This window comes from Qipengyuania aurantiaca (genome assembly GCF_019711375.1).
Lineage (GTDB): Bacteria > Pseudomonadota > Alphaproteobacteria > Sphingomonadales > Sphingomonadaceae > Qipengyuania > Qipengyuania aurantiaca.
In genome coordinates this window covers 108897-131796 of sequence record NZ_CP081295.1, presented here as the reverse complement: position 1 = coordinate 131796, position 22900 = coordinate 108897, and the positions used below count along the sequence as shown (strand labels likewise).

Sequence of the window (22900 nt, the reverse complement as noted above, 5' to 3'; positions counted from 1 at the left end):
CGCCTAGATGCGCTGCCATGGAAACAAAAGCCGGCGATCCGGGCGCCTTTGCCCATTTCGATTTGAACCGCGTCGACAGCCCCGCCTTCGTGGTGGATGCGGCCAAGCTGCGCGCCAATTGCCAGATACTCGCCGAAATCCGCGACGAGGCGGAGATCAAGGTGCTCTCCGCGCTCAAGGCCTTCTCCATGTGGAGCGCGGCGCCGATCATTGGCGAATATCTCGACGGGGTCTGCACTTCGGGCCTGTGGGAAGCGCGGCTGGCATCCGAGTTCTACGATGGCGAGATCAGCACCTATTGCGCGGCCTACAAGCCGGAGGAACTGGACGAAGTCTGCCGCCTGTCCGACCATGTCATCTTCAATTCGCCCGGCCAGATGCAGCGCGCGGCTCTCATTCTCGACAACGCGCGCGCCTCCGGCCAGGATTTCGAAGTCGGCCTGCGCATCAATCCGCAGGTGCCGACCGGCGAAGTTCCCCGCTACGATCCCTCCAGTCCGGGCAGCCGTCTCGGCTTCCCGCTCGACCAGCTGACACCGGAGATCATGGAAGGTGTCGAGGGCATCCACTTCCACAATCTGTGCGAACAGGACCTCGAGCCGCTGATCCAGACCTGGGACCGCGTGTTCGACGCAATCGAGCCGTGGTTCGGCCAGCTCAAGTGGATCAACATGGGCGGCGGGCACCATATCACCCGCGCCGATTACCAGCGCGAGGAGCTGATCGAATTCCTCAAGGACGCGAAGGACGATACCGGCGCGGAAATCTATCTCGAGCCGGGCGAGGCCGTGGCGCTCGACGCAGGCATCCTCGTCGGCACCATCCTCGACATTGGTTTCAACGGCCTGCCCGTCGCCATCGCGGACGTTTCCGCGACCTGCCACATGCCGGACGTGATCGAGGCGCCCTACCGCCCCGCCATGCTGGGCGAGGCGAGCGACCACGAGACGCCCGAAGTCCGCATCGGCGGCCCCTCCTGCCTCGCAGGCGACGTGATCGGCGACTACCGCATTCAGGGCGGGGCAGAGGTGGGCAAGCGCTTCGCCTTCCTCGACCAGGCGCATTATTCGATGGTGAAGACCAACACCTTCAACGGTGTCCAGCTGCCCGGCATCTACATGTGGGACAGCGAAACCGACCAGCTCGAGCTGGTGAAGGAGTTCGGTTACGACACCTTTCGCGACCGGTTGAGCTAGGCCGGCGACGGAAGGTGGGAACAGGCGGTTTCGCCAGTCTTTGACTAAGCAAGTCCGGAGCATTTGCACCGCCGATTTGGCTTGCTTTCTTACCGAATCCTTCTATTTGCGCTGCTCCTGCTGCCCCAAGGGGACTTCCTAACCGCAAGGCAGCTTGTCGTTTCATGGTCCGCAAGGACTGTTTAGGGGGTCCCTTGAGTTGCAGCATTTCCCTGACGCCCGGTCCGTAGTTCGCGCTCTCGCGCCGGACGAACCCGTAATTCTGAACCGACCGCACGCCGCTGCGCGCGCGGCGCGTTTCTTCGTCGAGAAGTTTCCGGGCAAGTCGCTCTATGCGGTGAAGGCCAATCCTTCGCCCGATCTCGTGCAGATCCTGTGGGATAACGGTGTAACGCATTACGACGTTGCTTCGATTGCGGAAGTGCGCATGGTCCGTTCGGTCCTGCCCGATGCGACGCTGTGCTTCATGCACCCGGTCAAATCGCCCGGCGCCATCCGTGAAGCCTATTTTCAGCATGGCGTGAAGACGTTCAGCCTCGATTCGTCGGAAGAACTGCTGAAGATTGTCGAGGCGACCCGCGGCGAGGATGGCGAGCCAGCCACCGACCTGCGCCTTTGCGTGCGCCTGCGCGTTTCGAGCGAGCATGCAGCGCTCAGCCTTGCTGCGAAGTTCGGTTGCGACCTCACCGAAGCGCCTGCGCTGCTGCAGGAATCCCGTCAGTACGCCGACTGGCTCGGCGTGTGCTTCCACGTCGGCAGCCAGGCGATGAGCCCGTTCGCCTATGTGCAGGCACTCGACCGGACGCGTGCGGCGATTGCGGAGGCTTCGGTCGTCATCGACATGATCGACGTGGGCGGGGGCTTCCCCAGCGTCTATCCGGGCATGGAGCCGCCGCCGCTGGAAGATTACTTCAAGATCATCCACCAGCATTTCTACGCGCTGCCTGTGGCCTATAACGCCGAGCTGTGGTGCGAACCCGGCCGCGCGCTGTGCGCCGAATACAGCAGCCTTGCTGTGAAGGTCGAAAAGCGCCGCGGCGAAGAGCTCTACATCAACGACGGCGCCTATGGCGCGTTGTTCGATGCCGCGCATGTGGACTGGAAATTCCCGGTCCGCGCGCTGGAGGACGACTTGATCAAGCCGGAGATGGACTTCGCCTTCTACGGCCCGACCTGTGACGACGCCGATTACATGCCCGGTCCCTTCGGCCTGCCCGAGGATATCCAGGCCGGCGACTATATCGAGATCGGCATGCTCGGCGCCTATGGCGCGGCGATGAAGACCGACTTCAACGGCTTTGGCGCCGCCGAACGCATCATCGTCACCGATGAACCCATGGCAAGCCTTTACGACGGAAGCCGCGTCCGCCCCGAAGCGGACAATGTGGTGAGCCTGCGCTGATCTTTTATCCGTGCTCGGCCTTATGCGCGTCGAGCACGGATTTTACCCTTCCGAGCGCCGCTCCGATCAGGTCCGGAAATTCTTCCGGTCCCAAATCGCGCACCGCGTTGTGAGCGGCGGCTATCCGCTTGGCACCAGCCCATTCGACGCCCAGCGCAATCGCCCATTCGCGAAATTCTTCGGCTGCACCGGCGCGCGGCTCCAGCGCCTTGGCCAGCGTCGGGTGGAAATCGACGCGCTGGTTCAGCGGTAGGAGGCTGAAGGGAAAGCCCTTGTCGAGATAGACGAGCGTGTCGTCGACATGGATCGTCCCGCTCTTGCGATGCAGCGCGAGGATGGAGGAGAAATGCACGCTCTCGTCCTCGCACACCAGCGGGACGCCTTCGGGAATTGCAAAGTCAAAATCCGCCCCGAAGCGTTCGGCCAGCACACCGCTTTCGCACTGCTCGTCCTGCCACGGCAAATCTGGCAGCTTCCGCAGGTGACGGGCCGTCCCGTAGAGCGCCGCCTCGGGATAGGCACGGTGCATCCATTCGCAATGGAGCGTGTGGAAGGGGTGCAGGTTGAGGATCGCCGTTAGCTTGCTGCCGCCGTCGGTCAAAAGGTCCACCTCGGCCCTCACGCTGTCCGACGGGGTGTAACTGTCGAGGAAAACGAAACGCCCGTCGCCCAGCCGGACAAGGGACGCCTGTGTACCGACGTTCAGCAATCCTCCGATGCGGAAGTCGCCGTCCAGCCGCCAGAAATCTTCACCAATCTTCGTCATCGCACCAGCCATAGCGGTCCTCCTGCATAGCGAACCATTCTCCGCGATGTTCTTTCCCGGCGAGCGCCTCCGATCGCCATTCGTCAAACGATTACGGCCCGCGCACAGGGCGCGGGCCGCAAGCCGGAAAGTTACCGGCGTTGGCGCCTGCTTGGGGTTTAGGGGGAGAGGGGGCAGGCGCCTTGGTCTGTTGCTTTGGCTAAATGTCAGCCGTGTTCAATCGTCGTCGTCAGGATCGGCTTCTGCGTCGTCGGCATCCGGCTCGATTTCCTCGCCCTGCGGCGCATGGTCTATCTTGTCGTGGTCGAGGGAGGCATCGGTAGAGGCCTCGGCAGCGACAATGACCGCGTCGTTCTTCGAGCCTTCTTCCGCGTCCATGGCGTCGAGCTCGCTGGCAACCTCGTCTAGTGCTGGCGAGGAAGCATCCTTCGTTGCAGAGTCATCGGATGCGGGTGCGGCCGTTTCGACTTCGGCGGGAGGAGCGTCCTGTGCAGCCGCAGATACGCCGGACAGTGCCAGGAACGAGCCGCTTGCGACGAGAAGGATATTTATCTTCATGGGTGTCTCCACTCTGGGCCGGAACGGGGGCTTTTCCGGCTTCGATGAAAAGGCGGTCGGCCTCCGGGAGTGAATTCCAGATTAATGCAAAATGCATCCGTCGCAGGGACGCAACCGCTCGCTGCCAGGCCGTTTGCGATGAGCCGTGGCCGGAAAAGAAAAAGGCCGGGGTCGCCCCCGGCCTTTCGCCATTTTCGGCAATGCAGGCGGACCGTCAGTTGCTGCCGAATCGATAGAGCACCTGCGCGCCTGCGCCGAGATCGGGGCTGCCGTCGGACAGGCCGGTATAGGCGTAACCTTGGAGGCGGATCGCATCGCTGAGCTTGTGCGTCGCCGAGCCGGTCACTTCGCTCCGATTGGGCGCGGTGGGCAGCGATCCGTCGCGCCAGTCGTAGTCGAGACCCCAGGTGGTGGGGCCGTTGACGTAGAACAGGCTCGCGCCGCCCAGCCACACGTCGTCGAGCGCGAAATCGTCGCTCTCGCCGTTGAAGCGGCGACCGGCGCGCAGGGCGGCGCTGACATCGCCGAAGACCTGCAGGACCTCGCCCTGAAGCGTGAAGTCGGTCGTCCCGGTGCCGAGCGATTTCTCGACCGAAGCGGTCGGTAGCTTGGCCTTGCCGGTGAGGTCGAAATAGGTCGCGTCCGACAGGGCAAAGGAATAGGTCGCCGCCGCCACGATATCGCCAAGGCCGGAGCGCGAGACGGTTTCGACCGGATCGCCACCACCGCCGCCCCGACCACCGCCGCGCACGCCGCCATCGCCGGGAATCACGCCGCTCGGGCCGTCGACCGTGACCCACGGAACCGAGACGCGCAGGCTGAGATCGCCCGTCTTGAGCTTCACGCCGACCGGTACGGCCAGCATGGTGGTGTCTTCGTCCGCGCCGTAATCGCCGCTCGAATAGTCGACGCCGGTGCTGAGCTGGACGTAATCCTGCGCCGAAGCAGCGTGGGGCAGGGCGAGGGCGCATGCGGCGCATGCACCGGCAATCAAGCGGTTCATTGTGGTCATTCCTGAATGGGGAGGCGCGCCGCCTGCTCCGGTCTCCTGAACGACCGGGAGGCCACGCGCCGGAAAGTCAGCGGATCAGCCGCCGCGGCCGGGACGTTCGGGCTTCTCCGGACGTTCGGGCTTTTCGGGACGCTCCGGCTTTTCCGGGCGCTCGGGCTTTTCGGGCTTTTCGGCACGCGCCACGCGTTCGGTGCGCTCGGCACGCTCATGCGTCACGATGGCGCGCTGGCCCTCTTCCTTCGTGATGGTGTGACGATTGCCCGAGGGGGTTTCGATCGTCTGCACCCAGCCGCCGGTTTCGACCGTTTCGTAAGTCGGATTGCCATTTTCGTCGAGCAGGGGCTCGCCGTTCTCGTCGACCACGGCGACCTCTTCTGTGATCGCGGTGCGGGTGACCACGGCGCCGTTCGATTCGACGACCTCGGTTTCCGTTTCCGTGCCATCGGGCGTATCCTTCCCGTCGCCGCCTTCTTGCGCCAGCAGCGCGGGGCCTGCGATCGCGAGGCCGAACGCCGCGGGCAGTGCGACCAGTTTCAGTTTCTTCATTATTGTAACCCTCCATCGAGCCGTGACGCGCCCTAGCTGCGCGCCCTTCGGCTACCTCGCCTACCGGCCTTAATTCGGCATCAAGAGGCAAGGTTAGTTCGGCGAGCCGATGGGAGGATGCGGTGGGACGAAACTGACCCGTTTGCAGCTATGTCGAAGGTTAAATTCGGGTTTGCTTGCCCCTAGTCGAACCCGACGAAGCGGGCCGCATCCTCCACCGAGCGGCGCGTTATCCGGACGGGGTTGGCGGGAAAATCCTCGTCCGGCCATCCCATCGCCACCGCCTTCATGATCACCTGGTCATCGGGGATATGCGCGTTTTCACGCACGACCGGCGACTGCATGATCCCTTGCGAGTTGATCACGCAGCCGAGCCCACGGCTCCAAGCGGCGTTGACCAGCGCCGTGGTGACCGCGCCGCAGTCGAACGGCGTATCGTCGCTTCCGGACAATTCCTTGTCGTAGGTGACGATGACGCAGACGGGCGCGTCGAACTGGCGGAAGCCGCGCAGGACCCAGTCCTGCCGCTTCTCCTTGTCGTCGCGCTCGATGCCCATGGCTTCGAACAGTTGCACCGCGCAGGCGATCTGGCGGTCGCGATGTTTGCCGGCAAAGGCCTCTCCGCGGCGAAATTCGCGGCTGTCGGGCTCGCCGGCGAGGATACGCTCGGTGTTGCCCTTGCGGATGCGGTCGAGCGGTTCACCGGTGATCACGTGGAAGTGATAGGGCTGGGTGTTCATCGAGGAGGGCGAGCGCATGGCCATTTCGAGCACCTCCTCGATAAGCTCGCGCGGGACAGGCTTGTCGAGATAGCCGCGGATCGAGCGCCGCGAGCGGACCACCTCTTCATAGGTCATTTCGGGCGAACCGTAGACGGGGTCGCTCATCGCGGCTGATCGCTGACAACGACGCCGTCGATGACCACGCCGAGGGTGCGGTTGACCGTCTCGAAGGGATCGCCTTCGAACAGCGCGACATCGCCATGCTTGCCGACTTCGAGCGAGCCGATCCGGTCGCTGACGCCCAGCGCGCGGGCGGCATCGATGGTGATCGCCTCCAGCGCGGCTTCCATGCCGAGACCGTTGGCCGCCGCAACGCCCGCTTCCCATTGGACCACGCGGGTCTTGGGGACATAGCCCTCGTAACCCGACTGGAAGGCGAAAGGCACGCCTGCCGCGCGCAGCTTGGCCGCGGTGTCGAAGCTGGCGTTTTCGAGATCGCCGTACTGGCGCGCGCGGGGCGGGTGGAGCAGCACGGTAGCACCCGCTTCGCGCAGCTGGTCGGTGACGAGATAGGCCTCGGCCGCCCCGTCGATCACCACGCGGATGTCGAACTCCTCGGCAAGGCGCAGGGCGTTGAGGATGTCGCGTTCGCGCCAGGCGGTGACCATCAGCGGCACCTTGCCGGCGAGCACATCGCGCAGCGCCTCGTTGACGAGATCGCGCCTGGCAGGCTTGTCGTCGCTCTCCCCGTCGCCGTCGACATTTTCGAGGCTCGCCAAGTTGTTGCGCGCCTCGACCAGAGCGCTGCGCAGCATGGCCATCTGCTTCGAGCGCGTGCCGGGCGCGGTCTGCCCGTCGGCCATGGCAGTCTCGCCGAGATTGGCCGCAATCATCGCGCGTTCGACGAGGACCGCGTCCTCGACCGTCGCGCCGTGGGTCTTGATGACCATGGTCTGGCCGGAGACCAGCGCGCCCGGACCATGGCCGGTGTGGAGCGTGGTGACGCCCAGTTCGCGCACCCATTCGACCAGCCGGTCGCGCGGGTTGTAGGCGTCGATTGCACGCAAGTGCGGCTGGATCGGGGCCGAGTTTTCGAGCTGGTCCTGATCACCGTCCTGGTTGAGATAGCCGGCAAGGCCGACCGTCGAATGCGCATCGATAAGGCCGGGCGTCACCACCGGCGCGCTGAGGACGCGCATGCCTTCGGGGATGGCTGTCGTGGCGGCGGGGCCGACGGCAGTGATCACACCGTCCTCGATGACCACCACACCGTCGCTGATCGGGGCGCCGGCCATGGTGTGGACGGTTTCCCCGCGCACGGCGACATCCTGCGCGGCAAGCGCGGGAGCAAGAGTGGCGGCGAGGCTGGCGGTGAGGGCCGCGAAGGCGCGGCGCGATTTGGCGATAGGGGTCATCGTGCTCCCTCCAGGCTGGCGGCTTCCTTGTCGAGATGGTGGTGGGCGGCGCGCCCGTCGCTGGCGGTACCAAAGCCGCCGGTGGCGAACTTGGCATCCTCCGGATCGCTGCGGTCGAAGACCAGCGACCCTTCGACCCAGGTTTCCATGACCTTGGTGTAGATCGACAGCGGATCGCCATCGAGCAGGATGAAATCGGCGTCCTTGCCCTTTTCGAGTGAGCCTATGCGACTGTCGAGACCGACCTGTTTCGCGCCGTTGATGGTTAGTGCCCGCAGCGCCCCGTCGCGGGTCATGCCGCCGCGCACGGCCAGCGCCGCCTGCCGCAGCATCATGCGCGAATCCACGATGGGATCGTCGGAGTGGAGCGAAACGAGCACGCCGGCCTGTTCGAGATCGGCCGCCGAAGTGATGCGCGAGTTCTGCGCTTCCAGCTTGCCGCCCGGCGCATCGACAAGGATGTGCGACACCGGCACATTGGCGGCCGCAATCCGGTCGGCAATATCACCCGCTTCCATACCGTGCTGGATCAATAGGCGGAACCCGAACTCGCGCTGGAGCCTCAGGACGGTCATGATGTCGTCGGCGCGGTGCGTGTGGTGGTGGACCAGCCTGTCGCCCGAGAGAACTTCACACAGCGCGTCCTTGCCAAGGTCGCGCTTCTCGCGTTTACCGCGGCAATAGGGCTGCGCCTCGATGAAAGCCTGCCGTACCAGCGCCGCCGATTTGGCGCGCGTGCCGGGGCCGCCGCTGACCCAGCCCATCGGGTTGGTGCCATTGGCCATCTTCATGCCGCCCATCATGCGCCCGTCGCGCGAGAAGATGGCGACATCCTCGATCGTCTCGCCGTCGCGCAGCTTCATGTAGAAGGTCTGGCCCGCCATGAGGTGGCCCGATCCGGGCATGACATTGGCAAAGGTGACACCGCCTGCGCGCGCCTTGTCGAGGCTGTGGTCGCGCGGATTGATCGAATCCATCGCGCGCACTTCGGGCTGGATCGGGGCGCTGCGATCGGCCCCCTGAACCTGGCCGATGTGGGAATGGGTATCGACGATGCCGGGCATTATCACCATGCCACTCGCATCGCGGCGTTCCGCGTCCGACGGGATGTGTACATCGGCGCCGACTGCGCGGATCTTGCCGTCTTCGATCACCAGAGTGCCGTTCTCGATCGGCGCGCCCGACATGGGCATGATCGTCGCCCCGGTAAAGGCGATGGGGCGTTCCTGCGCGGCGAGCTGCGGCGCAGCGATCAGCGCAGCCCCGACGCACAGCAGGCGTGCGGCGATGGAAGGTAACAATTTAGGCAAGGCATCCCCCTCGGACGAAGTTCTCTCGCCGGGGAGACTAGCGGGAAGCGCAGGCCGGACAAGCCCGGTCTTGCGAATTTTCTGCGGTAGGGAAGGGGTCAGGCCGCCTTGGCCAGATCCATGTCCATCCGGTCCCAGATCTCGACCAGCGCGGTGACCAGCTCGTCCATCATTTCCGCCGTATGCGCCGGGCCCGGCGTGAAGCGCAGGCGCTCGGTACCGCGCGGCACGGTGGGGAAGTTGATCGGCTGGACATAGACGCCGTATTCGGCGAGCAGGATGTCGCTGATTTGCTTGGCACGCACCGGATCGCCGATCATCAGCGGCACGATATGCGTGACCGAGGGCATGACCGGCAGGCCGGCCTTGCGCATCTTTTCCTTGAGCAGGGCAGCGGCAGCCTGCTGGGCGTCGCGTTCCTCGCTCGAGGACTTCAGGTGCTTCACCGCGGCGAGCACCCCTGCGACCAGCACGGGGCTGAGCGAAGTGGTAAAGATGAAGCCGGGTGCGTAGCTGCGGATGCAGTCGATCACGCGGGTATCGGCAGCAATATAGCCGCCCATCACGCCGAATGCCTTGCCCAGCGTGCCTTCGATTATGTCGATGCGGTGCGCAGCCTCGTCACGTTCCGAAATGCCGCCGCCATGGTCGCCATACATGCCGACCGCGTGGACTTCGTCGATATAGGTCAGCGCGTTATACTTCTCGGCAAGGTCGCAGATCGCGTGGATCGGGGCGACGTCACCGTCCATCGAGTAGACGCTCTCGAAGGCGATGACCTTCGGCGTGTCGAAATCCTCGGCCGCGAGCAGCTGTTCCAGATGCTCGAGATCGTTGTGGCGGAAGACGCGCTTCTCGCAGCCCGAATTGCGGATGCCGGCGATCATGCTGGCGTGGTTCAATTCGTCGGAGAAGATCACGCAGCCCGGAAGCAGCTTGGCCAGTGTCGACAGCGTCGCGTCGTTCGAGACATAGCCGCTGGTGAACAGCAGCGCGCCATCCTTGCCGTGCAGCTGCGCGAGTTCGCGTTCCAGCTCGATATGGAGGTGCGTGTTGCCGCCGATGTTGCGGGTGCCGCCTGACCCTGCGCCGACATCGTGAAGCGCGTTTTCCATCGCTTCGATGACCTTGGGGTGCTGGCCCATGGCAAGATAGTCGTTGGAGCACCACACGGTGATCGGCTTGGGGCCGTTGTGACCGTGGAAGCAGCGCGCGTTGGGGAAGGCCCCCTTGTTGCGCATGATGTCGATGAACACACGGTAGCGGCCTTCCTTGTGAAGACGACCGATCGCTTCGTCGAAAACCTGTCCGTAGTTCATGATGCCCTCGCCTATAGCCGCTCAATCCCTAGCGGCAATCCCCTATGCCTGTTGAGGTATCGGAAACTGCCTAGGGCCGCCATTGGCCATTGGTTCTATATCCGTCGTAATACGGCGTGTGGGCGCCCCATACGCGATGCGGCGCGGCTTCTCAATTCCGTATTTGGCAAGGCCTATGCCGCGCGGTGCAAGCCTCGGCGGAAGGGGTCAGAACTTGCGCAGGCGGGTGATGCCGTGCCGCTCGAAGGCGCCGGAAAGGCGCTTAAAATCGTCGATCTCGCCCGTGGTGACGGCGAAGCTCCGGGCAAAGAAGCCGAAGCTCTGGCCTTCGAGGAGGTGGGCGATCCGCCGCGCAATACCCGCTGCGCCGTGGATAAAGGCGACATCCTTGCCGAAGGCTTCACGCAGTTCTGGCTCCAGCAGCGGGAAATGGGTGCAAGCCAGCACCACCGTATCGAGATTTTCCCCACCCGGCTGGAGGATCAGGCCCGAAGCGGCCTTGGCGACCTCGTCCACGCTGACAGTCTCGCCGCGCAGCTTCTTTTCGCCCAACGCAACCAATTGGTTCGACCCGTGGCGCAGCAGTGTTTTTCCGTCTGCAAACTCGCGCGCAAGATCGTCGACATAACCCTGCCGCACGGTCGCTTCGGTGCCGAGGAGGCCGATAACTCCCGTCTTGGTGACCTTGGCGGCTGGCTTGATCGCGGGGACCGTGCCGACAATCGGCGTTTCCAGCACCTCGCGCACCATGCCGAGCGCAATCGTGCTCGCCGTGTTGCAGGCGATGCAGATCAGCCGCGGGTCGTAGCGCTCTGCCATCCGCCCCAGCAGCCCTGCGACGCGCGCGGCCACTTCCGCCTCGCTTTTCGCGCCATAGGGCAGGCCCGCAATGTCGGCGGCGTAGATGACCGGCGCCTTGGGCATGAGCTTGCGCAGTTCCGCCAGCACGGTCAGCCCGCCGACGCCGGAATCGAACATCAGTATGGGGGAAGATGAGTTCAAACTGGACCTTCCGTTCGCCCTGAGCTTGTCGAAGGGCCGTATTTCACCTTAAGACCATCGCTAGAAGAAAATGCCGGACTTCGACAAGCTCAGTCCGAACGGAATTTGGGGTTTTGCATGGATTTCGGTACCGACTTTTCGATCACTGTCCTCTGGGCCGCGCTGCTGGGCTATGCTTTCGGCTCGATCCCCTTCGGCCTGATCCTGGCGAAACTGGCGGGCAAGGGCGACATTCGCCAGCAGGGCAGCGGCAATATCGGGGCAACGAATGTGCTGCGCACCGGCAGCAAGGGGCTGGCCGCTGCCACCCTCCTGCTCGACCTTGCCAAGGGGCTGGTACCGGTCCTGATCGCATGGAACCTGTTCTGGCAGGAAGTGGGCTGGACCGCGCTGTTCGCGGTGATCGGCCATTGCTTCCCCGTCTGGCTCGGCTTCAAGGGCGGCAAGGGCGTGGCGACGAATGCGGGTGTGTGCTTCGGCCTCGCCTGGCCGCTGGGCGCGGTCTACGCCGTGGTCTGGCTCGGTATGCTCGCAATCACGCGGATCAGCTCGCTTGCCGGGATGAGCGCGGTCGTGGCCGCCGCGCTGGCCGCCGTGTTCTTTGGCTGGTGGACCTTCGCCAAGGCGCTGGCGCTGGTCGCCGTGCTGGTGATCTGGCTGCACCGCGAGAATATCAAGCGCCTCGCCGCCGGGACCGAACCGAAGGTCGGCTCCAAGGGGTGAACGAGGCGGTCCACCCCGCGCCGGCCACGCTCACGCAGGACGAGGCGTTTGCCCGCATCCGCCTGCTGCGCTCGCCCAATATCGGCCCGGTCAGCTACGCCATGCTGCTGGCGCGCTTCGGCACCGCGGCTGAGGCGCTGGAGGCGCTGCCGGAGCTGGGAAAGAAGGGCGGGCGGCAGTATCGCGCTGCGCCCCGCGATAAGATCGAGCGCGAGGTCGACGGCGTGCGCATTGCGGGCGCGAAATACCTGTTCCACGACCAGCCTGACTATCCGCGCCTGCTCGGCGAGATCGACAGCGCCCCGCCGATCCTGACCTGGCGAGGCGACCTCTCGCTGGCCGCCAGGCCCTGCGTCGCCATGGTCGGTGCGCGCAACGCCAGCGCGGCAGCGGTCAAGTTGGCGCGCGATTTCGGGCAGGGGCTGGCCGAGGCCGGGTTCACGGTGGTCTCGGGACTGGCGCGCGGGATCGACGGCGCGGCGCATGAGGGTGCATTTCCGCAGACCATCGGCGTGATCGCCAGCGGGATTGATATCGCCTACCCGCCGCAGCACAGCGACTTGCAGGAGCGGATCGCGCGCGACGGCCTGCTCATCGCCGAGCAGCCGCCGGGCACCGAACCGCGCGGCAGCCACTTTCCCAGCCGCAACCGCATCATCGCCGGGCTCGCCGCAGGCACCCTGGTGGTCGAGGCGGCAGTCAAGTCCGGCAGTCTCATCACCGCCCGGCTGGCCGGCGAGGCGGGGAGGGAGGTCATGGCGATCCCCGGCAGCCCGCTGGAGGCGCGCAGCCACGGCTGCAACCACCTCATCCGCGAAGGCGCCGTGCTGGTGCAATCGCCTGAGGATGTCGCCGAACTGCTCACCGGTTTCGATGGCAGCCCGCGCTCGACCTTCCGCGAACCCTCGGAGCAATTCGACTTCGAACCTTCCGAGATGGCGGAGGCCGAACCGGCCGACATCGCCTCGCTCCTGACCACCGCACCGGTCGCCATCGACGAACTCATCCGGCAATCGGGCGAAAGCGCGGCCGCGGTGCAACTGGCGCTGCTTGAGCTGGAAATTGCCGGGCGGCTGGAGCGGCATGCGGCGGGGCGGGTGACTTTGACCCCAGCCTGAACGAAGATCCCTACATCTGGCGCGGATAAGTCAGTGATCAAAAATCTCAAACCGAACTCGATCGTTGTCGAACGAGGCTAAGCTACTTGTAATCTCATAAACACCGGGTTCGTCACCGACACGAACAATTCGGCATTGCTCAGCGCCCCCCTTAGGCTCGATGCACAGCTCGTCGTTTATGATCCTCCATCGTCCGGTCAGTTGAGTCGGCCCGCGTGTTTGGAACGCGGCGAACCAAGTGCCGTCAACTTCGAACCTCTCACCGAACATCACAAAATTCGGTTTAGTAAGTTCACGATTGGAGATGACTTTGCCGACGATTAATTGCTCAAGCATCGCGCCCGAGAGCTGTTCACCCATTGCAACCGCTTCCTTCGCAACGTCTGTCTCGACCTCTTTCCCTTCCTCAACTGGCAAGCAGCCTATTAAAATTTGGCTGCTTACTAGCAAAGGTAGCAACTGCGATGTTGGCGTTTGAACACTCATTTTGCAAACCTGACTTCGACCGGACGAGGCGTCAACGGCTCTTCATGTTTTTCCAAACTGCCTACCATTGCCAACTTCCAGGTCGGCTTGAAGTCGCCGGAAACCCACGCGCCACTTTAGGGTTGGCATAAAATTGATTGGATATGCCTAACAGATCATCCCCCGTCAGCAACCGTTCATCTTTCTTCCTCGATCAAATGTGATGCAGTATCATTTCGCGTTCGATCGGGGAGAGTCGTGATGAAGAAGATGATTGCCGGGGCCTGTGCCCTTTCTCTGTTGGCTCCGGGCCCAGCCGTTTTGCAGGCGCAGGGCGAGCAGGCGGAAGCCGGAACCAGTGTGCCGCCGCCGTTGCGCGATCTCGGTTATTGCCGCACCCCGGCACCTCTACCCGATCTCGGGAAGGAAGCGCTGGTCGATCAGCAGCAACATCTCCGCCGCCTTCCTCCGCCGCCGCCGGTCGCAATGGAAGTCGCGCCGGCTCCGCCACCTCCGCCCGCCGCCTCGGTCGCAGATGAGGGCGAAAGCATCGTCGTGACCGGCTCGCGCATCAAGCGCGGGACCATGGAGAGCGCCAGCCCTGTCACAACCGTCGATGCCGCGCGCGCTGCACCGCCTGCCGTCGCTCCGCCTCCACCGGCCAGCAGTGCTATGCCCAGCTATCCGCCGCCGCCCTATCCGCCGCGCCCGCCGCAGCCGCGTCCGCAAAGCGGGCTCCTGACTGCGGGCGAGCATGACGATCTGCTCAACCCCGAACTTTACGCCGACTATGTCCGCAAGTCCGACCTCGGCCAGCGGATTGCCGCGCTTCCCGTGCTCGACACCTCCCGCATCCTGCGGGTGGAGGCCAAGGACGCGCGCGGGCAGGCCGTGCCCTTCATGCCCATCGAACTGCGCTGCGAGGATGGCAATTCGATCACCCTCAACTCGGTCGCCGATGGCAGCGCGGTGTTCTTCCCCGCGTTGGACCGGCTGAGCGATACCGTGTGGGTCCGCGCCGGACGCAGCGAATGGCGCATGGTGCGCTTGTCGGCAGACGAGGGCGCGCAGAGCGTCACCATCCGTTCCGACCGGGCCGCGCAAGCCGTGCGCAAGCTCGACCTCGCGCTGGTGGTCGACGTCACTGGCTCGATGGGCGACGAGCTGCGCTACCTCCAGGCGGAACTGCGCTCGATTATCGACCAACTCGAAGCGCGCCATCGCGACATAGATATTCGCGTCGCTTTCAGCTTCTATCGCGACGAAGGCGATGACTTCATTACCCAGACCTTCGATTTCGACAGCGATGTCTCCCGCGCGCAGACCCGTCTCGCGGCCCAACACGCCGGCGGCGGTGGCGACTACGAAGAAGCGATGCAGGATGCCCTGGTGCGCGCCGCCCAGCTCGAATGGCGCGACGACGCGGTGAAATCGCTCTTACTGGTAGGTGACGCCCCGCCGCATGATCGCGATATCCCGCAGACCTGGCTCGCGGCCGAACATCTACGCGCCGAGCGCGTACATGTTGTGCCGGTCGGCGCTTCGGGTGTGGCGGACGTGGCCGAATACGTCATGCGGGCGATGGCTGCGGCCACCCAGTCGCGCTACACCTTCCTCACCGACGACAGCGGCATCGGCAATCCGCATGCCAAGCCGGCGATCGACTGCTACCTCGTCACCCGCCTCGACCAGCTCCTGCGCCGCGTGATCGACAGCCAGATCTCGGGCCGCCGGATCGAGCCGGAGAAGAACGAGGTCATCCGCGCGGTCGGCGAGTACGATGCCGGCAAATGCATCCTCCCGCCCGACTTCGCGCAAAGCTCAAATCGGGACAAAGCGGGATAATCTTTCGAAACCCACCCAATTGGGTGGGGTCCTGAGGGGCAGGGCCGGTTAGGCAGGCTCTGCGACCCGAAGGGCTTGATCGGTTTCGAGCAAGTCCTTTTCCTTTATCCCGGAGCGTGCCCTCGGGCCGCTCCGGGTTTTTTGTCGCTTGACGGGTCTCAGGAGCGGTCCCCATTTTCGCGCGTATACGCATACGCACACGTAAGGGACGTTTTACCACCTCATGCAACTGGTCATCGTAGAGTCGCCGGCAAAGGCGAAAACCATCGAGAAATACCTCGGCAAGGACTTCAAGGTCCTCGCCTCCTACGGCCATGTCCGCGACCTGCCGCCCAAGGATGGCAGCGTGCGCCCGGACGAGGATTTCGCGATGGACTGGGAGCTCTATCGGGACAAACAGAGCCGCTTCAAGGAAATCAGCGACAACGCCAAGAAGGCCGACCGCCTTGTTCTCGCGACCGACCCTGACCGCGAAGGCGAAGCCATCAGCTGGCACGTTCGCGAGTTGCTGCAAAAGCGCAAAGCACTGCCCGAGAAGGTCGACCGCGTAACCTTCAACGCGATCACCAAGCAGGCCGTCACCGACGCGATGAAGGCCCCGCGTGAACTCGATCAGGACCTGATCGACGCCTATCTCGCCCGCCGCGCGCTGGACTATCTTTACGGCTTCACGCTTTCGCCAGTGTTGTGGCGCCGCCTGCCGGGTGCAAAGAGCGCGGGCCGCGTGCAGTCGGTGGCGCTTCGCCTCATCGTCGACCGCGAGATCGAGATCGAGCATTTCAAGGCGGATGAATACTGGTCGGTCCTTGCCAAGCTGGAGCAGGACGGGACCGAGTTCGACGCGCGGCTGGTCAAGTTCGACGGCAAGAAGCTGCAGAAGCTGACGCTGGGCGATGAAGGCAGCGCCAAGGCCGCGAAGAAAGCGGTCGAGGATGCGCGCTTCACAGTTGAAGAAATCGAGACCAAGCCGCTGAAGCGCAGCCCCGCGCCGCCGTTCACCACTTCGACGCTGCAGCAGGAAGCCGCCCGGAAGCTCGGCTATTCGGCCAGCCACACCATGCGCCTTGCCCAGTCGCTCTACGAGGCGGGCCACATCACCTATATGCGTACCGACGGTGTGCAGATGGACCCAAGCGCGATCGATGCCTGCCGCAAAGCCATCGCCGACCGCTACGACGCCTATTACCTGCCCGACAAGCCGCGGTTCTATGCGACTAAGGCCAAGAACGCGCAGGAGGCCCATGAGGCGATCCGTCCGACCGATTTCAGGAAGGACCGCGCCGGCTCTGGTGACGAGGCGAAGCTCTACGACCTGATCTTCAAGCGCGCGATGGCGAGCCAGATGGCCTCGGCCAATCTGGAACGCACCACCATCACCCTGCGCGACGGGACCGGGAAGCACGAGCTGCGCGCGACCGGCCAGGTGGTGAAATTCCCCGGCTATTTCGCCGTCTACCAGGAAGGCCGCGACGAGCCTTCGGAGGACGATGAGGACGGCCTGCTGCCCAATATGAACAAGGGTGACAGCCCGCTGAAGAAGGTGGTCGAAGCCAACCAGCACTTCACCCAACCGCCGCCGCGTTTCAGCGAAGCGAGCCTTGTGAAGCGGCTGGAAGAGCTCGGCATCGGGCGGCCGTCGACCTATGCCTCGACGCTCCAGACGCTGCGTGATCGCAACTATGTGCGGATGGAAAAAAACCGTTTTTTTGCAGAGGAATCGGGGCGTCTCCTAACGGCGTTTCTCGAACGGTTCTTCGAGCGCTACGTGTCCTTCGACTTTACCGCCGGGATGGAGGACGAACTCGATACGGTGTCGGATGGGCGCGAGGAGTGGAAGAAGCTGCTCGCCGAGTTCTGGAAGGACTTCAAGCCGAAGACCGAAGAGATCATGGAGAAGAAGCCCTCGGAAGTTACTGAGGTGCTCGACGATTTCCTCTCCGACTACCTCTTTCCCGAACGCGCCGACGGCAAGGACCCACGTCATTGCCCGCTATGCGAGACCGAGGGCCGCGAAGGCGGACGCCTCGCGCTGCGCGGTGGCCGCTATGGCGCTTTTGTCGCCTGTGCCAATTATCCCGAATGTAAGTTCACCCGCCAGTTCGCCAAGCCCGGCAGCGAGGGTGACGATGGCGCGAACGACGGCGTCATGGGCGAGGATCCGGACACCGGCCTCCCGGTCGAGCGCAAGACGGGCCGCTTCGGACCCTATGTCCAGCTGGGCGAGGGCAAGGACGCCAAGCGCGCGAGCATCCCCAAGGACCTCGACGATTTCGACCTCGAATGGGCGTTGAAGCTGCTCAGCCTGCCGCGCATCGTCGGCGCGCATCCCGAAACGGGCAAGGAGATCGAGGCCAATATCGGCCGCTATGGTCCTTACCTGCGCCATGACGGAAAATACGCCAAGCTGACCAGTACGCGCGATGTCTTTGAGACCGGTATGAATGCTGCCGTCTCGCTGCTCGCCGAAGCGGCCAACCGCAAGGGCGGCGGACGCGGCAAGGCCGAACCGATCAAGACGCTCGGCGAACACCCGACCAGCGGCGGCGAGATCAAGGTCATGCCGGGCCGCTACGGCCCCTATGTCACGGATGGCACTACCAACGCCACGATCCCCAAGGACGTGAAGCCCGAGGACGTGACCGAGGCGCAGGCGATCGAACTGATCGATGCCCGCGCGGCCAAGGGGCCGGCGAAGAAGAAGCGCAAGGCTCCGGCAAAGAAGGCGGCGGCGAAGAAGAAGCCCGCGGCCAAGAAGAAGGCCGACTGATGGGCAAGGAACGCTTCGAGCGTCACAAGCAACCCTGGACAGGCGAGGAGGCGGGCCAGCTCCGCACCCTCGCCGCCAAGGGTCAGGGCCTCAAGCAGATTGCCAAGGCGTTGAACCGCAGCGAGGAATCGACGAAGGATTTCGCCAAGAAGAATAAGATCAAGGTGGCGAAGAAGCGCTAACTAGCCCTTCCACTCCAGGCCCAGTTCCTCGAAGATCTCCTTATCCTCGCTCCAGCGTTCATCGGTCTTCACGTGGAGGAAGAGGTGGACCTTCTGGCCTAACAGCTCGGAGAGTTCCTCGCGCGCAGCCTGGCCGATGGCCTTGATCCGGCTGCCGCCCTTGCCGAGCACGATGGCGCGCTGGTTGTCGCGCATGACCACGATCTGCTGGTGAATTTCCACACTGCCGTCCGGGCGCTGGATGTACTTCTCGGGCCGAACCGCGCTGTCGTAGGGCAGTTCCTCGTGGAGCTGCTTGTAGAGCTGTTCGCGGGTGATTTCAGTGGCGAGCAGGCGTTCGCTGGCGTCGGAGACCTGGTCCTCGGGATACATCCACGGACCTTTGGGCATCATTCCCGCGAGCGCCTCTTTCAGTTGAGGCACGCCATCGCCGGTCAGCGCCGATACGAAATACACTTCGAAAAACGCGACCTTCTCGCCCAGCTCCTGCGCCAGTGCGAGCAGCGGCTCCTTCTTCGCCGCGTCGACTTTGTTGAGGACGAGGATCTTGCGTTCCGGGCGCTTGGCAAGCGCTTCGACCAGCGGGTCGAGTTCGTGGCGGCGCTGCTTGATCGGGTCGACCATCAGCAGCACGGCGTCGGCGGTTTCCGTCCCGTCCCACGCTGCGCTGACCATGGCGCGATCGAGCTTGCGCTTGGGCGAGAAGATACCCGGCGTGTCGACCAACACCATCTGAGTATCGTCATGCAGCGCGATGCCGAGCATTCGCGCGCGCGTCGTCTGCGCCTTGGCGCTGGTGATCGCGACCTTCTGGCCGACAAGCTGGTTCACCAGCGTTGATTTGCCCGCATTCGGGGCACCGATGACGGCAACTAGGCCGCACCGCGTTCCCGACCCGTCCTGAGCCTGTCGAAGGGTCATCCGAACTTCTCCATGAATTCCTTGGCGGCGGCCTTTTCGGCCTCGCCCTTGCTCCCGGCGGTGGCGGTGGCCTCGCCGACCTTGTGTACGCTGACCTTGACGGTGAACTTGGCCGCGTGATCGGGGCCCGAGCGCTCTACCACTTCGTATTCGGGCGGCTTGCGGCGGTTGCCCGCGGCCCATTCCTGCAGCGCGCTCTTGGGATGCTTGCTCTCGCCGGCACCGCTTTCGAGCGCAGGGCGCCAGAGTACGTGGATGAGAGTGCGCGCCGCCTTGAACCCGTTGTCGAGATATTGCGCGCCGAGCAGCGCCTCCATCACGTCGCCGAGGATGTTGTCGCTGTCCTTGCCGCCATCGGCGCGCGCCTGCTTGGAAATGCGCATATGCTCCGACAGGTCGATCCCGCGCGCCACGGTGGCGCACATTTCGCGGCTGACGATGGCGTTGAGACGCTGGGCGAGCTTGCCCTCGGGCGCTTCGCTCTCGCCATAGAGCCAGTGCGCGATCGACAGGCCGAGCACCCGGTCACCAAGGAATTCGAGCCGTTCGTAATCGTTCTTCTCGCCCATGCTGCCATGGGTGAGCGCGGCTTGCCACAGCGCTTCGTCCTGGACGGAGAAGCCGGTCTTTTCCAGCCACTCGCGTGTCTCGGGATCGAGCGCGCTCATATGCCGGTTCCGATCCGGTCCCATCGCGCGGCGGAGAACCAGGTCCATGGCAGCAGCCATTCGGCGCTGCCGTCGGTCGACCACAGAACCATGCTGGCACGCGCGACCAGCAGGTCGGCATCGACCAGTCCGACGCCGCCACCGGCCACGGCGGGGAAACGGCTGTCCATCGAATTGTCGCGATTGTCGCCCATCACGAAAATCTCGCCCTGCGGCACGACGATCGGGCCGAAACTATCCTTGGGATGCGGGCCGAAGTCGATGGTCGGATAGCTCTTGCCCGAAGGCAGAGTCTCGGTGATCTGGCGATAGCGGCAAGTGCTTTCGTCCACCACCGTCCCGCCATCGCTGCGGCAGCCGGTGTTCTCGCTCATCGGGATGTCGACATATTCCCCGCGGCGCTGTTCCAGCGGTTGGCCGTTGAGGAAGACGGTGCCGCCACGCAGGGCCACGGTGTCGCCCGGAAGGCCAATGGCGCGCTTGACGTAATCGGTGCCGTCGACCGGGTGCTTGAAGATCACCACGTCGCCGCGCTCTGGCATGTCGGCGAAGATGCGGCCGGGGATGAGCGGCGCTTCGAAGGGCAGCGACAGGCGCGAATAGCCATAGGGCCACTTGGCCGCGACGAGATAATCGCCGTTCCTGAGGCCCGGCAGCATGCTCTCGCTCGGGATGGTGAAGGGCGAGAATATGAAGCTGCGGAAGATCACGACCACCAGCACCAGCTTGAGCACGAACTTGGCGAAATCGCCCCAGCTTTCCTGCTCTTCGGCACTCGTGTCGACTGCGGTCACGGCGTCCGGATCGGCGTCGGCGTCCGGTTGCACAAGGCGGGGGTTCTCATTCATCGCCGAAAGCCCTAGTCGCGAGGCAACCGCCCTTCAAAGGATTTTTGCCCGCCATGACCAAATCTGCCGCCGATATCTGGAGCGAACTGGCTGCGCTGCCGCAGCCCACGCTGCTCGAATTGTTCAGCGCGAGTCGTGATGGAGGCGAGGGGGCGGACGAGCCGGGCGGCAAGGACCGCGTGGCGATGCTCTCGGGCCGGATCGAGCTTGCGGGCGAGGCCAAGGGCGATCCCATGGCGCCCGGCGGGATTCTGTTCGATTGGTCTAAGACCCATCTCGACCGGGCGGTGCTGGGCAAGTTCGCCGAGCTGGCCGAGACGATGGATTTCGCCGAAATGCGCGCCAAGCTCTTCGCAGGCGAGGTCGTCAACCCGACCGAAGGCCGCGCCGCCGATCATGCGACCTTGCGCGGAGTGGGCGACGAGGCAAAGGTGGAAGAGGCCGCCGCGCTGATCGACCGGATGGGCATGCTGGTCGAAGCGATCCACCAGGGCGCGTTCGGCGAGATCGAGCATCTCATCCACATCGGCATCGGCGGCAGCGCGCTCGGCCCGGCGCTGGGCGTCGACGCTTTGGCCCGCGAATTCGCTCGCTGCGATGTCCATGTCGTCTCCAACATCGACGGCGTGGCGCTGGAAGCCGCCTTTGCTAAGTGCGATCCGGCCAAGACGCTGATCGCGGTCGCCAGCAAGACCTTCACCACCATCGAGACTATGACAAACGCCGCCAGCGCGCTGAAATGGCTGGGCGAGAACGGCGTGTCTGATCCGGGCGGCCGCGTGGTGGCTCTCACCGCCAATCCCGAAGGTGCTGTCGAATGGGGCGTCGACGAAACGCGCATCCTCCCGTTCCAGGAGAGCGTAGGTGGGCGCTATTCGATCTGGTCGAGCATCGGGTTCCCCATCGCCATGGCGGTGGGCATGGACGAATTTCGCGAAATGCTGGCCGGTGCTGCCGAGGTGGACGCGCATTTCCGCGATCGCGGCGTGGAGGATAACCTCGTCCTGCGCGCGGCCTTTGCCGACCTTTACTACACCCGCGTGCGCGGCTGCCAGACGCGCGCCGTCTTCGCCTATGACGAGCGGCTGGGGCTGTTCCCCGACTATCTCCAGCAGCTGGAGATGGAGAGCAACGGCAAGCGCGTGACCGCCGACATGCAGCCGGTCGACGGCCCGACGGCGCCGATCACCTGGGGCGGGGTGGGCACCGACGCGCAGCACGCGGTCTTCCAGCTGCTCCACCAGGGCACCCATCTGATCCCGGTCGACTTCATCGCCAGCATCGCGCCGGGCGACGAGCTCGACCCCGCGCATCACCGCATCCTGCTGATGAACTGCTTTGCCCAAGGCGCCGCGCTGATGGCGGGCAAGAAGGGCAAGGACCCCGCGCGCAATTACCCCGGCGACCGTCCCTCGGCGACTATCCTGTGCGACGACCTCGACGCGGCGACACTTGGCGCGTTGATCGCCTTCCACGAACACCGCACCTTCGCCAATGCCGTGCTGATGGGCATCAATCCCTTCGACCAGTTCGGCGTCGAACTGGGCAAGCAGATGGCCAAGGCGATCGAGCAGGGCGGCGAGGAATTCGACGCGAGTACGGAAGAGTTGCTGGATGCGGCTGGATTGGGCGCTGGCTAGTCATCCATCTTTCCCTTACCGCCCATCAAGCTGATGTTGGTAGATGGGCTTTTGAATGATGGATTTTTTGGATGGCAACGTTTCGCCCAGATCACTGACGCAACGCCCCGCAGAAGCAGAAAGCAGAAGACGCCTAAAGCGATAATGACGGTGGCAAAGGTGATTTCGACGGGCATGGCATGGATATACCGTGGCAGACTTCATTCATTTAGCACCGTGCCGAAGTTATCCCCCCACCAGAAATGCAAAACATCAATACTTCAAAAACTTAGCTGTCTCAAAAAGAGTCGAAGGTTCTTGTGCCGGCTGCTAAATGGACCTGTCGACGCGCATCCGGCGGACGATTTCCCTCTCTATGAGCCGCCCATAATGGGTTTTGAGGCGAGGATCGGCGAAGCTGCGATCGGCTAGGTCTCTCTCGAATTGGTCAAACGCTTCCCTTGGCATGATAGCCATGAGATTGAATTTTGAGACC

The 22900-nt window shown here is 64.1% G+C and carries 21 protein-coding genes; 8 read left to right on the top strand and 13 right to left on the bottom strand.

Annotated features, from left to right (window positions below):
- Positions 1-17: 17 nt before the first annotated feature.
- Entirely contained in the window at positions 18-1196 is a 1179-nt protein-coding gene (locus K3148_RS00645) for a carboxynorspermidine decarboxylase (protein WP_221425434.1), read from the top strand.
- A 199-nt stretch (positions 1197-1395) separates the two neighbouring features.
- Complete coding sequence (locus K3148_RS00640) at positions 1396-2598, top strand: type III PLP-dependent enzyme (protein ID WP_221425433.1); 1203 nt, start codon at positions 1396-1398, stop codon at positions 2596-2598.
- A gap of 4 nt (positions 2599-2602) precedes the next feature.
- Here K3148_RS00640 and K3148_RS00635 read toward each other — a convergent pair whose 3' ends face one another.
- From K3148_RS00635 to murI, 9 genes are all read right to left on the bottom strand, one after another.
- Entirely contained in the window at positions 2603-3376 is a 774-nt protein-coding gene (locus K3148_RS00635) for a hypothetical protein (protein ID WP_221425432.1), read from the bottom strand.
- Between the two features lie 204 nt (positions 3377-3580).
- A complete protein-coding gene (locus tag K3148_RS00630; protein ID WP_221425431.1) occupies positions 3581-3922 on the bottom strand; it encodes a hypothetical protein in 342 nt (113 codons plus the stop codon).
- Positions 3923-4136: 214 nt separating this feature from the next.
- A complete protein-coding gene (locus K3148_RS00625; protein WP_221425430.1) occupies positions 4137-4925 on the bottom strand; it encodes a transporter in 789 nt (262 codons plus the stop codon).
- A gap of 84 nt (positions 4926-5009) precedes the next feature.
- Entirely contained in the window at positions 5010-5480 is a 471-nt protein-coding gene (locus tag K3148_RS00620; protein WP_221425429.1) for a hypothetical protein, read from the bottom strand.
- A gap of 182 nt (positions 5481-5662) precedes the next feature.
- The gene (locus K3148_RS00615; RefSeq protein WP_425594644.1) at positions 5663-6367 is read right to left on the bottom strand and encodes a nitroreductase; all 705 of its coding nucleotides are present in this window, start codon (positions 6365-6367) and stop codon (positions 5663-5665) included.
- On the bottom strand, positions 6364-7617 hold the full coding sequence (locus tag K3148_RS00610) for an amidohydrolase family protein (RefSeq protein WP_221425428.1): 1254 nt from the start codon (positions 7615-7617) through the stop codon (positions 6364-6366). The genes K3148_RS00615 and K3148_RS00610 overlap by 4 nt, the downstream gene beginning before the upstream one ends.
- Positions 7614-8927, bottom strand: coding sequence for an amidohydrolase family protein (locus tag K3148_RS00605; protein WP_221425427.1), 1314 nt, complete (start codon positions 8925-8927; stop codon positions 7614-7616). Before K3148_RS00605 ends, K3148_RS00610 begins: the two co-directional genes overlap by 4 nt.
- A 98-nt stretch (positions 8928-9025) precedes the next feature.
- Complete coding sequence (gene hemA, locus K3148_RS00600; RefSeq protein ID WP_221425426.1) at positions 9026-10246, bottom strand: 5-aminolevulinate synthase; 1221 nt, start codon at positions 10244-10246, stop codon at positions 9026-9028.
- 207 nt (positions 10247-10453) lie between these two features.
- Entirely contained in the window at positions 10454-11224 is a 771-nt protein-coding gene (gene murI / locus K3148_RS00595) for a glutamate racemase (RefSeq protein WP_221425425.1), read from the bottom strand.
- Between the two features lie 141 nt (positions 11225-11365).
- Here murI and plsY point away from each other — a divergent pair, with 141 nt between their 5' ends.
- Both plsY and dprA read left to right on the top strand, forming a co-directional pair.
- On the top strand, positions 11366-11971 hold the full coding sequence (gene plsY, locus K3148_RS00590) for a glycerol-3-phosphate 1-O-acyltransferase PlsY (protein ID WP_221425424.1): 606 nt from the start codon (positions 11366-11368) through the stop codon (positions 11969-11971).
- Positions 11968-13089, top strand: a complete 1122-nt coding sequence (dprA, locus tag K3148_RS00585) for a DNA-processing protein DprA (protein ID WP_221425423.1) — start codon at positions 11968-11970, stop codon at positions 13087-13089. The genes plsY and dprA overlap by 4 nt, the downstream gene beginning before the upstream one ends.
- 30 nt (positions 13090-13119) lie before the next feature.
- On the opposite strand, the gene K3148_RS00580 is transcribed toward dprA, so the two are convergent.
- The gene (locus K3148_RS00580; RefSeq protein ID WP_221425422.1) at positions 13120-13449 is read right to left on the bottom strand and encodes a hypothetical protein; all 330 of its coding nucleotides are present in this window, start codon (positions 13447-13449) and stop codon (positions 13120-13122) included.
- Between the two features lie 366 nt (positions 13450-13815).
- Here K3148_RS00580 and K3148_RS00575 point away from each other — a divergent pair, with 366 nt between their 5' ends.
- From K3148_RS00575 to K3148_RS00565, 3 genes are all read left to right on the top strand, one after another.
- Positions 13816-15399, top strand: a complete 1584-nt coding sequence (locus tag K3148_RS00575; RefSeq protein ID WP_221425421.1) for a vWA domain-containing protein — start codon at positions 13816-13818, stop codon at positions 15397-15399.
- Between the two features lie 223 nt (positions 15400-15622).
- On the top strand, positions 15623-18166 hold the full coding sequence (gene topA / locus K3148_RS00570) for a type I DNA topoisomerase (protein WP_221425420.1): 2544 nt from the start codon (positions 15623-15625) through the stop codon (positions 18164-18166).
- Positions 18166-18348 (top strand): hypothetical protein, encoded by a 183-nt coding sequence (locus K3148_RS00565; RefSeq protein ID WP_221425419.1) that lies wholly within the window; start codon positions 18166-18168, stop codon positions 18346-18348. The genes topA and K3148_RS00565 overlap by 1 nt, the downstream gene beginning before the upstream one ends.
- Here K3148_RS00565 and era read toward each other — a convergent pair whose 3' ends face one another.
- The 3 genes from era to lepB are packed head-to-tail and all read right to left on the bottom strand — an operon-like array spanning position 18349 to position 20785.
- A complete protein-coding gene (gene era, locus K3148_RS00560) occupies positions 18349-19269 on the bottom strand; it encodes a GTPase Era (protein ID WP_221425418.1) in 921 nt (306 codons plus the stop codon).
- On the bottom strand, positions 19266-19937 hold the full coding sequence (rnc, locus tag K3148_RS00555) for a ribonuclease III (RefSeq protein ID WP_221425417.1): 672 nt from the start codon (positions 19935-19937) through the stop codon (positions 19266-19268). The genes era and rnc overlap by 4 nt, the downstream gene beginning before the upstream one ends.
- Positions 19934-20785 carry a signal peptidase I gene (gene lepB / locus K3148_RS00550; protein WP_221425416.1) on the bottom strand — a complete coding sequence of 284 codons (852 nt, stop codon included), beginning with the start codon at positions 20783-20785 and terminating at the stop codon, positions 19934-19936. Before lepB ends, rnc begins: the two co-directional genes overlap by 4 nt.
- A gap of 53 nt (positions 20786-20838) precedes the next feature.
- On the opposite strand from lepB, the gene pgi reads away from it, so the two are divergent.
- Positions 20839-22425: a glucose-6-phosphate isomerase gene (gene pgi, locus K3148_RS00545; RefSeq protein WP_221425415.1), complete on the top strand. Its 1587-nt coding sequence runs from the start codon at positions 20839-20841 to the stop codon at positions 22423-22425.
- The last annotated feature ends 475 nt before the right edge of the window (positions 22426-22900 follow it).

Bases quoted from the DNA above. Each gene is read 5' to 3' on its own strand.
- K3148_RS00645 (WP_221425434.1), top strand. From the start codon at position 18: ATGGAAACAAAAGCCGGCGATCCGGGCGCCTTTGCCCATTTCGATTTG.
- K3148_RS00635 (WP_221425432.1), bottom strand. From the start codon at position 3,376: ATGGCTGGTGCGATGACGAAGATTGGTGAAGATTTCTGGCGGCTGGAC.
- K3148_RS00630 (WP_221425431.1), bottom strand. From the start codon at position 3,922: ATGAAGATAAATATCCTTCTCGTCGCAAGCGGCTCGTTCCTGGCACTG.
- K3148_RS00625 (WP_221425430.1), bottom strand. From the start codon at position 4,925: ATGAACCGCTTGATTGCCGGTGCATGCGCCGCATGCGCCCTCGCCCTG.
- K3148_RS00620 (WP_221425429.1), bottom strand. From the start codon at position 5,480: ATGAAGAAACTGAAACTGGTCGCACTGCCCGCGGCGTTCGGCCTCGCG.
- K3148_RS00615 (WP_425594644.1), bottom strand. From the start codon at position 6,367: ATGAGCGACCCCGTCTACGGTTCGCCCGAAATGACCTATGAAGAGGTG.
- K3148_RS00610 (WP_221425428.1), bottom strand. From the start codon at position 7,617: ATGACCCCTATCGCCAAATCGCGCCGCGCCTTCGCGGCCCTCACCGCC.
- hemA (WP_221425426.1), bottom strand. From the start codon at position 10,246: ATGAACTACGGACAGGTTTTCGACGAAGCGATCGGTCGTCTTCACAAG.
- murI (WP_221425425.1), bottom strand. From the start codon at position 11,224: ATGTTCGATTCCGGCGTCGGCGGGCTGACCGTGCTGGCGGAACTGCGC.
- plsY (WP_221425424.1), top strand. From the start codon at position 11,366: ATGGATTTCGGTACCGACTTTTCGATCACTGTCCTCTGGGCCGCGCTG.
- K3148_RS00580 (WP_221425422.1), bottom strand. From the start codon at position 13,449: ATGGGTGAACAGCTCTCGGGCGCGATGCTTGAGCAATTAATCGTCGGC.
- K3148_RS00575 (WP_221425421.1), top strand. From the start codon at position 13,816: ATGAAGAAGATGATTGCCGGGGCCTGTGCCCTTTCTCTGTTGGCTCCG.
- topA (WP_221425420.1), top strand. From the start codon at position 15,623: ATGCAACTGGTCATCGTAGAGTCGCCGGCAAAGGCGAAAACCATCGAG.
- K3148_RS00565 (WP_221425419.1), top strand. From the start codon at position 18,166: ATGGGCAAGGAACGCTTCGAGCGTCACAAGCAACCCTGGACAGGCGAG.
- era (WP_221425418.1), bottom strand. From the start codon at position 19,269: ATGACCCTTCGACAGGCTCAGGACGGGTCGGGAACGCGGTGCGGCCTA.
- rnc (WP_221425417.1), bottom strand. From the start codon at position 19,937: ATGAGCGCGCTCGATCCCGAGACACGCGAGTGGCTGGAAAAGACCGGC.
- lepB (WP_221425416.1), bottom strand. From the start codon at position 20,785: ATGAATGAGAACCCCCGCCTTGTGCAACCGGACGCCGACGCCGATCCG.
- pgi (WP_221425415.1), top strand. From the start codon at position 20,839: ATGACCAAATCTGCCGCCGATATCTGGAGCGAACTGGCTGCGCTGCCG.